9 protein-coding genes are annotated in these 13,272 nt (G+C 44.4%); 4 read left to right on the forward strand and 5 right to left on the reverse strand.

Annotated features, from left to right (window positions below; all coding sequences use genetic code 11):
• The first annotated feature begins 38 nt into the window (after window positions 1-38).
• The 3 genes from DW173_RS13095 (at window position 39) to DW173_RS13105 (ending at window position 4,581) form a co-directional block, all read left to right on the forward strand.
• The gene (locus DW173_RS13095) at window positions 39-485 is read left to right on the forward strand and encodes a hypothetical protein (protein ID WP_008644218.1); all 447 of its coding nucleotides are present in this window, start codon (window positions 39-41) and stop codon (window positions 483-485) included.
• Between the two features lie 371 nt (window positions 486-856).
• Complete coding sequence (locus DW173_RS13100) at window positions 857-2,521, forward strand: putative transporter (protein WP_008019318.1); 1,665 nt, start codon at window positions 857-859, stop codon at window positions 2,519-2,521.
• 65 nt (window positions 2,522-2,586) lie between these two features.
• Window positions 2,587-4,581 carry a fructose-bisphosphatase class III gene (locus DW173_RS13105; protein ID WP_004316337.1) on the forward strand — a complete coding sequence of 665 codons (1,995 nt, stop codon included), beginning with the start codon at window positions 2,587-2,589 and terminating at the stop codon, window positions 4,579-4,581.
• 195 nt (window positions 4,582-4,776) lie between these two features.
• Here DW173_RS13105 and DW173_RS13110 read toward each other — a convergent pair whose 3' ends face one another.
• The 5 genes from DW173_RS13110 to DW173_RS13130 form a co-directional block, all read right to left on the reverse strand.
• Complete coding sequence (locus DW173_RS13110; protein ID WP_120144548.1) at window positions 4,777-5,925, reverse strand: LA_2272 family surface repeat-containing protein; 1,149 nt, start codon at window positions 5,923-5,925, stop codon at window positions 4,777-4,779.
• Window positions 5,926-5,979: 54 nt separating this feature from the next.
• The gene (locus DW173_RS13115; RefSeq protein ID WP_008022073.1) at window positions 5,980-7,638 is read right to left on the reverse strand and encodes an AMP-binding protein; all 1,659 of its coding nucleotides are present in this window, start codon (window positions 7,636-7,638) and stop codon (window positions 5,980-5,982) included.
• A gap of 294 nt (window positions 7,639-7,932) precedes the next feature.
• A complete protein-coding gene (locus DW173_RS13120; protein ID WP_004316340.1) occupies window positions 7,933-9,003 on the reverse strand; it encodes a GDP-L-fucose synthase family protein in 1,071 nt (356 codons plus the stop codon).
• Between the two features lie 101 nt (window positions 9,004-9,104).
• Window positions 9,105-10,175 (reverse strand): GDP-mannose 4,6-dehydratase, encoded by a 1,071-nt coding sequence (gene gmd / locus DW173_RS13125; protein WP_004316341.1) that lies wholly within the window; start codon window positions 10,173-10,175, stop codon window positions 9,105-9,107.
• Between the two features lie 93 nt (window positions 10,176-10,268).
• Entirely contained in the window at window positions 10,269-11,438 is a 1,170-nt protein-coding gene (locus DW173_RS13130) for a dicarboxylate/amino acid:cation symporter (RefSeq protein WP_004316342.1), read from the reverse strand.
• 109 nt (window positions 11,439-11,547) lie between these two features.
• Between DW173_RS13130 and gnd the strand changes: the two genes are divergently transcribed.
• Window positions 11,548-13,023: a decarboxylating NADP(+)-dependent phosphogluconate dehydrogenase gene (gene gnd, locus DW173_RS13135; RefSeq protein ID WP_120144549.1), complete on the forward strand. Its 1,476-nt coding sequence runs from the start codon at window positions 11,548-11,550 to the stop codon at window positions 13,021-13,023.
• Window positions 13,024-13,272 lie beyond the last annotated feature (249 nt).

A 13,272-nucleotide genomic window follows, 5' to 3' on the forward strand; every position in this document is an offset into this window, starting at 1 on the left:
ATATATAATAATTAGAGAACCATTAAAAATAAAGGAATATGAAAACGAGCACATTTAAATACTTCGGTTTGGCGTTGATGGCTATATTGATGGTAAGTTTTACCTCTTGCGAAGTGGAAATAGATAGTTTCTATGATGATGATAATAATGGTGCAGGGTACTATAACCGTTCGGCTGATTTATGTAGCCGTACCTGGGTTAGTTTCTACCGCGACATGGACGGTAACTATTGCCGTCAGGAACTGGATTTCTTTTTAGACCGTACCGGAATCGACTATATACGGGTGGAATATCCTAATGGAACAGTCGATCAATATGAATATAATTTCCGTTGGAGTTGGGAAAATTATGCACAGACTTCCATTCGTATGTCATACGGACCGAATGATGTTTCATACCTGGATGATGTATATATCGGTGGAAACAGATTGAGCGGTTATCTGGACGGACGAAATAACTTTGTGGAGTTTCAAGGGAAAAGATGAGACGTAAAGCAAGATGAAGCGTAAAGCAGGAAGAAACGTGAAGCAGGAAGAAATAAGAAAAGGTTAAGAAATTAGGAGAGATAAAGAAATTAGAAAAAGATAAAGAAATAGGTAAGCGTAAAGGAAGAAACAGGTAAAAAAGCATCGTTGGAAGGATAACAAGATGCGGGTAAAAAGAGAAAGGATAAGATTGTTAAGATAGAAATATAACAGATATTAAGAACAAAATAACAGGTAACAGTGTAAAAGGGTAATCAATAAGATTTCAGGATATATGAATCAGGGTATAATTGGGGCGCGAAATGAAAGCTTAAAAGTTTTGAACCGGACTAAATAGTTTTTATCTTTGCGCCCTATTAGTTTTTATATACATGGAGTGGTTATATAGTCTATTCATCGAACATTCTGCCTTACAGGCTGTTGTGGTACTTTCACTGATTTCTGCCATTGGTTTGGGCTTGGGAAGAGTGCATTTCTGGGGAGTTTCCCTGGGAGTCACTTTTGTTTTTTTTGCGGGTATCCTGGCCGGCCATCTCGGGCTTTCGGTCGATCCGCAGATGTTAAACTACGCAGAAAGTTTCGGACTGGTCATTTTCGTTTATTCCCTCGGGCTACAAGTCGGTCCCGGTTTTTTTAGCTCTTTCCGTAAAGGCGGGGTAACGCTGAATATGTTGGCGTTGGGAGTCGTTCTGCTGGGAACGTTGTTGACGGTGGTGGCTAGTTATGCAACGGGTGTCTCTCTTCCTGATATGGTGGGCATCCTTTGTGGAGCAACGACAAACACTCCGGCATTGGGAGCTGCGCAACAAACTCTGAAACAGATGGGAATAAACAGCAGTACGCCTGCTTTAGGATGTGCGGTGGCCTATCCGATGGGAGTAGTCGGCGTAATTCTTGCTGTTTTATTAATCCGTAAAGTATTGGTCCGCAAAGAAGACTTGGAGATAAAAGAGAAAGACGATGCGAACAAAACTTATATTGCAGCGTTTCAAGTACACAATCCTGCTATTTTCAATAAAAGTATCAAGGATATAGCTCGTATGAGTTACCCGAAGTTTGTCATATCCCGTTTGTGGCGTGACGGACATGTCAGTATTCCGACTTCAGACAAGATTCTGAAAGAAGGCGACCGTCTGCTGGTGGTAACTGCGGAAAAAGACGCTTTGGCCCTGACAGTGCTTTTTGGTGAACAGGAAAATACGGATTGGAATAAAGAGGACATTGACTGGAATGCGATTGACAGCGAATTGATCTCGCAGCGTATCGTTGTCACCCGTCCCGAACTGAATGGTAAGAAACTCGGTGCACTCCGGTTGAGAAACCATTACGGTATTAACATCAGCCGTGTTTACCGGTCGGGGGTGCAACTGCTTGCTACTCCGGGATTGATACTTCAGTTGGGCGACCGCCTGACAGTGGTGGGCGAGGCTGCTGCTATCCAGAATGTGGAGAAAGTATTGGGAAATGCCGTGAAAAGCCTGAAAGAACCCAATCTGGTTGTTATATTTATCGGTATCGTGCTTGGTTTGGCACTGGGGGCTATTCCTTTCTCTTTTCCGGGTGTCAGTACTCCTGTGAAGTTGGGATTAGCGGGCGGACCGATCATTGTCGGTATCCTTCTGGGTACTTTTGGACCACGGATACACATGATTACCTATACCACCCGTAGCGCGAACCTGATGTTGCGTGCCTTGGGACTTTCCATGTACCTTGCCTGTCTGGGACTGGATGCGGGAGCTCACTTTTTCGATACCGTATTCCGTCCGGAAGGCTTATTATGGATTGGTTTGGGAGCCGGATTGACTATCATTCCAACAGTGTTGGTTGGATTCGTGGCCTTCAAGATGATGAAGATCGATTTCGGTTCTGTATCCGGTATGTTGTGCGGAAGTATGGCAAATCCGATGGCACTGAACTATGTAAACGATACAATCCCCGGCGACAACCCATCCGTAGCCTATGCGACTGTTTATCCGCTATGTATGTTCTTGCGGGTAATTATCGCCCAAGTGTTGTTGATGTTCTTGTTAAATTGAGAATGGTACATTGCTGAATCGTAATTAGTAACTAGTAAATTGTAAATAGTAAAATAGTAAATAAAATGACTGCTCAAAGTAACATAACTCCTGAAAGCATTGTGGGCGATCTCCGTTACCTGCAACTGCTTTCCCGAAGTTTTCCTACGATTGCCGATGCTAGTACGGAAATAATCAATCTGGAGGCTATCTTAAATCTACCTAAAGGGACAGAGCATTTCCTGACTGACATTCATGGAGAATACGAGGCTTTTCAGCACGTACTGAAAAACGCTTCAGGTGCGGTAAAACGTAAAGTAAATGAAATATTCGGCAACACTCTCCGCGAGGCTGAAAAGAAAGAAATCTGCACGTTGATTTACTATCCCGAAGAGAAACTTCAATTAGTGAAAGCCCGTGAAAAGGATCTGGATGATTGGTATCTGATTACCCTGAACCAACTGGTGAAGGTCTGTCAGAATGTATCTTCCAAATATACCCGTTCGAAGGTTCGTAAATCGCTGCCTGCCGAGTTCTCTTATATTATTCAGGAATTATTGCACGAATCTTCCATCGAGCCGAACAAGCATGCTTATATCAATGTAATTATCAGCACGATTATCACTACCAAGCGTGCCGACGATTTCATTATCGCTATGTGCAATCTGATTCAGCGTCTGACTATTGACTCTCTTCATATCGTAGGCGATATTTACGACCGTGGTCCTGGCGCGCATATCATCATGGATACGTTGTGCAATTACCATAACTTCGATATTCAATGGGGAAATCATGATATTCTCTGGATGGGGGCAGCTTCCGGTAACGACAGCTGTATTGCCAACGTGATACGTATGTCCATGCGCTACGGCAACCTGGGCACGCTTGAAGACGGATACGGAATCAATCTGCTTCCATTGGCTACTTTTGCAATGGATACGTATGCCGATGATCCTTGCACCATCTTCATGCCGAAGATGAATTTTGCCGACGCTCATTATAATGAGAAGACTCTGCGCTTGATAACTCAAATGCATAAAGCCATTACCATTATCCAGTTTAAGCTGGAAGCCGAAATTATCGACCGTCGTCCGGAGTTTGGGATGACCAACCGTAAACTGCTGGAAAAGATTGATTTTGAGCGTGGCATCTTTGTATACGAAGGAAAAGAATATGCTTTGCGCGATACCAACTTCCCGACCGTAGATCCTGCCGATCCTTACCGGTTGACGGAAGAAGAACGCGAATTGGTAGAAAAGATTCATTATTCATTTATGAATAGTGAAAAGCTGAAGAAACACATGCGTTGCCTGTTTACATACGGCGGAATGTATCTGGTTTCAAATTCGAATCTTCTTTATCACGCTTCTGTCCCTCTGAATGAGGATGGCAGCTTTAAGCATGTCAAAATACGTGGTAAGGAATATTGGGGGCGTAAATTGCTGGATAAAGCCGATCAACTGATTCGTACTGCGTACTTCGATGAAGAAGGGGAGGAGGATAAGGAATTTGCTATGGATTACATTTGGTATATGTGGTGTGGTCCGGAAGCTCCCTTGTTCGATAAGGATAAGATGGCAACTTTTGAGCGTTATTTCGTAGAAGATAAAGAATTGCATAAAGAGAAGAAAGGTTATTATTATACATTGCGTAACCGGGAAGATGTCTGCGATCAGATTTTGGCAGAGTTTGGAGCTTCCGGCCCTCACTCGCATATCATCAACGGGCATGTGCCTGTGAAAACAATTCAGGGAGAACAGCCAATGAAAGCCAATGGCAAGCTTTTCGTTATTGATGGCGGATTCTCAAAAGCTTATCAGCCGGAAACGGGAATTGCGGGATATACGCTTGTTTATCATTCTCATGGTATGCAGCTTGTGCAGCACGAGCCGTTCCAGTCTCGTCAGAAAGCTATTGAAGAGGGGCTTGATATCAAATCTACCAACTTTGTCTTGGAATTCAATTCGCAACGGATGATGGTGAAAGATACCGATAAAGGAAAAGAATTGGTGACTCAAATACAGGATTTGAAGAAATTGCTCGTTGCTTATCGTACTGGTCTGATAAAAGAAAAGGTATAATTAGTAATCAGTATGCTCAAAGTTGCACGTTTCTGAATTTATTCACCACAGAGGACGCAGAGGACACAGAGTTTTTTTCTGCAAGTAAAACAGAGCGATAAATACGATTCTAAATACATGAGACTCTGTGTTACTCTATAGTGAATAAAAAATAGTAAACCTCTGTGTCCTCTGCGTCCTCTGTGGTGAATAAGTTTAGAAAAGAACAATACCCGCTTCGATAATAGCTCCCTTATCGTAATTGCTCGATTTATTATAGAATCTGGTTACCCCATATCCACCTGTTGCAAAGATGCCGAACTTCTTGGTAAATTGATATTCCAGATTTGCACGTGCCTGCAATGCGTACAGGCGTTTCGGGATGACCTCATCTTTGTTATCAAAAGCCTCGATGTGCTGGTATCCGAGGTCTCCGCTGATGGATAACCCCTTGTAAAGGGGGAAAGACAGACCGGCACGATAGGATGCGCTGGCCGAAAACTTATCATTCAATCCCTGATACATGGAACCCACTCCCAATATTGTATAAAACAACTGGTTCTTGAACCGTACTCCGATATTGGCAGGCGTTGCGTTTCCACCGTATACCATCATTTGCACTTTTGTATCAGGATTTGCATTCACCAAACCAAGTTGGAAACCTTTCATATCTTCTTTGTAGTAATTGACAAGACCAATTTGAAGTCCGCGCGCTTTCGTTGCGTAGTTGCATAATGCTACTTGCACTCCATTCAGCTTTGAAGCGGTTATATTGGCAATTCCTGCTATCTGCAAACCGTTCATGTGTTCGCCTACTACATTTAAAAGTCCCGAAGCCATCAGACCGCCGAAGCTCTGTCCGGTGATATTTGCTGCTCCGGAGAAGTGTAAGCCCGAAGCCATATTGCCCGTCACATTCATGAAACCACTAATCATTAACCCCGAGTTGTTGTCTCCGCCGATGCTCGTTAGCCCGGATATGACTACTCCCTGTGCTCTGTCGCCGGTGATATTTACCAATCCGGCAGCAGAAAGCCCTACGGTGTTATCGCCGCTGATATTACTGATACCAGCCAGCTGAACGCCCCGCATAGTACCCCCTGCCAAGTTGGCTAATCCGGTGATTTGTACTCCGTTCATGTCACCATGAACCACGCTTCCCAACGCATTGATACCCACGCCGTTCAGACGGTTCATGGTAGACAGGAGGCCGATGTTTACATAGGTCGTCTGTGTACTGTCATGCGGTTGCGTGCATATATCTTTCCAGATGGATATATTGATCCCTGCACTCTTGTTCTGTGCCGGTAAAGAAACGGCAGCCATTAGTATAGCTGCCGTAAGTATTGTTTTCTTTATCTTCATTCCTTTCTCTTTTTCGGTTTAAGTTATATCTTTCTCTATGCAGCTGACAATCTATCAGCCTTTTGCTTCCTGATACAAATAACGCTTGATGCTCTTCTTCGGTGTCTTTTCAAATTCTTCCGGATAGATTTTCATCTTGGATATTTGGCTGTATGCCGGTAACATAGTGTTCAGTGTCACGCGGTTTTCTTCCATTACTTGTTCGATGTCTTCAGTCTTCAGGCCGTGAGCGAACGCATCGTCGAAGTCGGGATAAACAAGTCCGACAAGTTTCTCGTTTTGCTGAACGATAATGCTTTCAGCCACGTATGGCAGGTTGTTCAATTTATCTTCAATTTCTTCCGGATAGATATTCTGTCCGCTGGAGCTCAATAACAGGTTCTTGCTGCGTCCTTTGATTGTAACATTACCTTCTTCATCCATCAAAGCCAAGTCGCCGGTATGCAACCAACCGTCCTTGTCGATGACTTCTTGAGTGGCTTCTTCGTTTTTGTAATAGCCCAGCATCACATTCGGGCCCTTACATACGATTTCACCAACGATATTTTCGGGATCAGATGACAATACCCGTACATCCATCCGTGGCACAGCCTTTCCGCAAGAACCCGGTTTGAACTTTCTCCAATCTTCGTAGCAGATAATCGGGCCACATTCCGTCATTCCATATCCAACCGTATAAGGGAAATCAATCATTTTCAAGAACTGTTCCACTTCTTGATTGAACGCTGCACCTCCTACGATGACTGCCTTGAAGTTTCCGCCGAATGCCTTAATCATCTCTTCGCGCACTGTTGCCTTTATCTTGTCATTGATAATAGGCACTTTCAGCAATATCTTCATCGCCGGAGTTTCCAACTTCGGAAGTACGCTTTTTTTGATTATCTTTTCGATGATGAGTGGTACGGCAACAATCAGACTGGGTTTCACTTCTTCAAAAGCCTGGAAGATAATCTTAGGGCTTGGCATACGGGTGAGGAAGTAGATGTGGCAACCTACGGAGAACTCATAAAGGAATTCAAAAGCCAATCCGTACATGTGTGCCATAGGAAGCATGGAAACGATTTTATCTCCGGCTTCCAGTTCCAACACTTCAAAAGCAAATTTGGTATTCGACCACAGACTGCGGTAGGGGAGCATGACTCCTTTGGAATAACTCGTTGTTCCCGAAGTATAATTGATAACTGCCAGTTCTTCCGGTTCGTCTTTGTGATAAGCGACATGCTCTTTACGGAAATTCTTCGGATATTTTTTGCCGAACATTTCGTTCAGATGTTCGCGTGCATACGTGAGCCGTTCGCTGCGTGACACTAATAGGGTGAAGTCATTCATCATCAGGATACCTTCCAATAGCGGCATTGCCGACTCGTTCAGGTTTTCCCATACCATATCTCCTACAAGCAGTAATTTAGCTTCGGAGTGGTTGACGATATTATGCACGTTATCTGCTTTAAATTCATGGAGAATAGGTACAATAACGGCTCCATAGGTCAGTGTGGCAAGGAAAGTAACTCCCCAGTGAGAGCTGTTTCTTCCACAAACGGCAATCTTGTCTCCTTTGCGGATTCCGCTTTCTTCAAAGATGATATGGAGTTTCTCGATTTTACGAGCTACGTCTTTATACTGTAAAGTTGCACCTTTATAATCGGTCAGGGCATCCAGGTCCCAATTATTCTTGATACTATTCTCAATATAGGCTATAAAACTTTGTTCCATTGTTTTTTGCACATTTGGTATTAAATTGTGCAAATATAGCAATTATATTAAGAATGAAGAATTAAGAGTGAAGAATTTTTGGAAATGGGGGAGAGAGTAGTGGGGGAGATTGGCTTGTAGTATAAAAAAAGATTATGCTCATAGCTTAACAGATTATGCTTATAGCTAATTGGATTATCATTATAGCAAAACTGATTATCATTATAGCTAATTTAATTATCATTATAGCTAAAAAAAATATGCTATTAGCAAAAAAACATTCAGCTAATAGCATATTTACAGTAACTTCATTTCTTATTTCAAGTACCATTCGTACATTCTTTGTACGCCTTCCTCGATTTCAATTTTGTGGTGCCAGCCCAGTGCATGCAGTTTTGAAGGATCGGTTAGCTTGCGCATTGTGCCGTCCGGTTTGCTGCTGTCGAAGGTCAGTTTACCTTGATAACCTACTGTTTCAACGATCCGTTCGGCCAGTTGGCGGATGGTGATTTCCTTACCGGTTCCGATGTTGATATGGCAGTTGCGGATATCTTTGCTACCTTCTTTATAGGTATCTTTAAAGTCCACATGCTCCATAACGAAGACACTGGCATCCGCCATTTCTTCGCTCCAGAGGAATTCGCGGAGAGGAGTACCCGTACCCCAGAGAGTGACCTCTGTTTCGCTGATTCCGTATTTTTTCAGAATAGCCAGAATGTCCTCTTTCGAGCTGTCGCCATTGACACCTTCCACCGGACGCTGGTTCATATCCTTGCGTACAGCTTCCCAGTTTCCTTCTTTCAGACAGTGTGCCAAATGAATCTTGCGAATCATGGCAGGCAATACATGGCTGCGTTCCAAATCGAAATTATCATTCGGTCCGTAAAGGTTTGTCGGCATCACGGCGATGTAGTTCGTTCCATATTGCAGGTTGAAGCTCTCGCACATTTTCAGTCCGGCAATTTTAGCGATTGCATACGGCTCGTTGGTATATTCCAACGGTGAAGTAAGCAATACATCTTCCTTCATCGGCTGTTCGGCATCGCGTGGATAAATACACGTACTGCCGAGGAAGAGCAGCTTTTTCACATTGTGACGGAAACTCTCTCCGATAATGTTCTGTTGAATCTGCAGATTCTTGTATATAAAATCGGCACGGTAGATACTGTTCGCCATGATACCACCCACAAAGGCAGCGGCAAGGAATACATATTCCGGCTGTTCTTCATCGAAGAATTTACGGACAGCCATTCCATCCAGCAGGTCAAGCTCTTTGTGCGTGCGGCCTATCAGATTGGTGTATCCTTTATCCTGCAAATTCTTCCAGATAGCAGATCCCACAAGTCCGCGGTGTCCTGCTATATATATCTTTGCATTCTTTTCCATTCTATCTTTTATTATTTTCACCACAGAGGACACGGAGGGCACAGAGGAAAAAATAAAATCCTCTGTGTCCTCTGCGTCCTCTGTGGTGAAATGAAATTCATTTAATGTTTGGTAGCAATCATCCGCTTCACTTTTTCCATATCGTGGCGAACCATGATACTTACCAGTTCTTCGAATGATGTTTTGCATGGATCCCATCCTAACAATGTTTTTGCTTTAGTCGGGTCACCCAGCAGTTGTTCCACCTCTGACGGACGGAAATATTTAGGATCAACCTCTACCAAAGACTTTCCGGTAGCTACGTCGATACCTTTTTCATTCACGCCTTCACCTTCCCAACGAAGTTCGATGCCTGCTTCCTTGAATGCCAGCGTTGCGAATTCGCGTACTGTGTGCATTTCTCCGGTAGCAATTACGAAATCTTCGGGAACGTCATGTTGCAGGATCAGCCACATACATTCGATGTAATCCTTGGCATATCCCCAGTCGCGACGTGCATCCAGATTACCCAGATACAGTTTGTCCTGTTCGCCCTGTGCGATACGTGCGGCAGCAAGCGAAATTTTACGGGTAACGAATGTCTCGCCACGGCGTTCACTCTCGTGATTGAACAAGATTCCGTTTACGGCAAACATACCATAGCTTTCGCGGTAGTTTTTAGTAATCCAGAAACCATATTGTTTGGCTACCCCATACGGAGAACGGGGATAGAATGGAGTTGTCTCTTTTTGTGGAACTTCCTGCACCTTACCGAACAATTCGGAAGTAGAAGCCTGATAGATGCGGGTTTTCTTTTCCAGTCCCAGGATGCGTACCGCTTCGAGCATACGCAACGTACCGATAGCATCCGCTTCGGCCGTGTATTCCGGGACGTCGAATGAAACCTTCACGTGGCTTTGAGCAGCGAGATTGTAGATTTCATCCGGTTGCACCTGTTGAATAATACGAATTAACGAACTAGAATCTGTCATATCCCCATAATGCAGATTGATCGTACGTTTCTGTTTCATGTCGCGCACCCACTCGTCAAAATACAAATGTTCAATACGTCCTGTATTGAACGAAGAAGAACGACGGAGTATACCGTGTACTTCGTAACCTTTTTGCAATAGAAATTCGGCAAGATAAGAACCATCCTGCCCGGTGATGCCTGAAATTAGGGCTTTTTTCATACGCTATTATTTAATATAATTGAAAATGTGGGTGCAAATGTCGGCATTTTTTGTGAGCCAGCCAAGCTACTACCCAATTATTTTTCAGCACAGTCATTCAGCACGGTTTTTCCCCATTATTTTGTCGATAATCAAAGCGATAGCTCCGTCACCCGTCACGTTGCAGGCTGTGCCGAAACTGTCCATTGCGATGTAAAGTGCGATCATCAAAGCCTGTGCCGATTCGTCGAAGCCGAGCATGGATTGAAGAATTCCCAGAGAGGCCATGATAGCTCCGCCCGGAACTCCCGGAGCGGCTATCATTGTGATGCCCAGCATGAAGATAAATCCGGCAAACAAGGGGAAGTCGAACGGTATTCCTTGCATCATCATCAATGCCAGTGCGCAGGCTACGATTTTCAGTGTGCTGCCCGACAGATGAATGGTGGCGCAGAGCGGAATCACGAAACCGGCCACTTCGGCAGATACCCCGTTCTTTTTGGTCTGTTCCAGCGTTACAGGGATGGTGGCTGCCGAAGATTGTGTGCCCAATGCCGTGAAGTAAGCCGGCAGCATTTTATTAAGTAATTTAAACGGGTTTTTGTGTACAAACAGTGCCGCAATGGAATACTGAAAAACTAACAGGAAGATGTGAAGAGCAAAGATGACTCCGATAATTTTAATAAACACCATCAGGATGGAATATACTTGTCCCGAATGTGTCATGTTGAGGAATATGCCAAAGATATAAAGCGGCAGCAAAGGCAGAATGACTGCGCTAATCATTCGTACGATAATTTCCTGAAAATCACGTGCCACGTTTTTCAATGCGTCGCTGTTCAGTGACGCCAGTCCCAAGCCCAAGGTGAAGGCTAATACCAAGGCCGTCATGACGTTCATCAGCGGTGGGATGGAGACGGAGAAGTAGGGGAGGATTCCTTGTGCTTCACTCACTTCTTCAAGCGGCGCTCCTGGTTCGATGAGTGACGGAAATACGGTGACTCCTGTGAAGTAGGAGAGGAATCCCGAAAACAGGGTGGCGAAATAAGCAATCAGAGCCGTCACGAGCAGCATTTTTCCTGCACCTTTTCCGATGTCGGCAATAGCCACCGTTACCAGTCCGACGATAATCAGCGGGATAGAGAAATTGAGAAACTCGCTGAAAATGCCGTTGAAAGTAACGAATATTCGCACTAGCGGAGCCGGGAAAAAAGTGCCGATGGCAATACCCAAAATGATGGCAATTACGATGCGTGCCAACAAACCGATTTTGATCTTCTTCATCCTTGATTTTATTTGTAGACCACAAAAATAATATTTTAATCTAAAATATTGCGAACAAATGTGCATTTCAACTGTTACTAAGATAAAGAATATTCAAAATATATAAGTTATGGCAAATCAGAATAAAACAGATATCGGACTTATCGGCTTGGCTGTGATGGGCGAGAATCTTGCTTTAAACATGGAGAGTAAGGGGTGGCATGTATCGGTATATAACCGTACAGTTCCCGGAGTAGAGGAAGGAGTGGTAGATCGCTTTATGAATGGTCGTGCAAAAGGTAAAAACATCGAAGGATTCACAGATATAAAAGCATTTGTAGATTCGATAGCTATTCCCCGTAAGATAATGATGATGGTTCGTGCCGGAAGTCCGGTTGACGAACTGATGGATCAGCTGTTCCCGTTGCTTTCACCGGGAGACATTCTTATTGATGGCGGTAACTCCAATTACGAAGATACCAACCGCCGCGTCAAACTGGCGGAGTCGAAAGGATTTCTCTTTGTTGGTAGCGGAGTGTCCGGCGGTGAAGAAGGAGCCTTGAATGGAGCTTCTATCATGCCTGGCGGTTCGGAGAAAGCATGGCCGGAAGTGAAACCGATCCTTCAAAGCATTGCGGCAAAAGCATCGGACGGCACTCCCTGTTGCCAATGGGTAGGCCCTGCCGGATCGGGTCATTTTGTGAAGATGATTCACAACGGTATCGAATATGGTGATATGCAGTTGATTGCTGAAGCCTATTGGGTGATGAAAAAGTTGCTGGATCTGACCAATGAGGAAATGGCTGATGTCTTTGCCCGTTGGAACGAAGGCAAACTGCGCAGCTACCTGATCGAAATCACCGCCAACATCCTGCGGCATAAAGACAAATCCGGAGGGTATCTGATTGATAAAATCTTGGATGCGGCCGGACAGAAAGGAACCGGCAAATGGTCGGTCATCAACGCTATGGAACTCGGCATGCCGTTGGGATTGATCGCCACGGCGGTATTCGAACGAAGCCTTTCTGCACAAAAAGACTTGCGTCATCAGGCTTCCAGACAATATCAGTGTCAACATACACAACCTATATATAATAAGGTGGAACTCGTAAAGAATATATTTTCTGCTCTTTATGCTTCCAAACTCGTCTCTTATGCCCAGGGATTCGCCGTGTTGCAACGTGCTTCCGACGCTTTCGACTGGCATCTCGACCTGGCTTCCATTGCCCGCATGTGGCGTGGGGGATGCATCATCCGCAGTATATTCCTGAACGACATTGCTGCCGCCTTCGAAGCCACCGACAAGCCTAAACACTTGTTGTTGGCTCCTTATTTTAAAGAAGAAATGAAAACGCTGCTTCCCGGATGGAAAAACCTGGTGGCGGAAGCCATGAAAGAAGAACTTCCTGTTCCTGCTTTCTCTTCTGCGCTGAACTATTTCTATTCGCTCACATCTGCCGATCTGCCCGCCAATCTTGTGCAGGCACAACGCGATTATTTCGGTGCGCACACTTTCGAGCGCAAAGACGAGTTGCGTGGACAGTTCTTCCACGAGAACTGGACAGGTCACGGAGGAGATACGAAATCGGGTACATATAATGTTTAAATAGAAAACAGTTTTGAAATGATAAATGGGAATTTAGCGGTTAAATGAGAATTTAGCGGTTGAATGAGATTTTAGCGGTTAAGCTGAAAGCCTTACAATTATATATTTATTGGGGTGCCCTGAAAGGGCTTAATTAAAAAGCGTAGGGCAACCCCCTACGAAAAAAACACACCAGCCACAAGCCCTGAAAGGGCGGAACTGTATACAATTATGCCCTTTCAGGGCGCAAATTCAGATTGTCGTTTTTAC

The organism is Bacteroides sp. AM16-13, from assembly GCF_003602705.1.
Taxonomy (GTDB): domain Bacteria; phylum Bacteroidota; class Bacteroidia; order Bacteroidales; family Bacteroidaceae; genus Bacteroides; species Bacteroides xylanisolvens.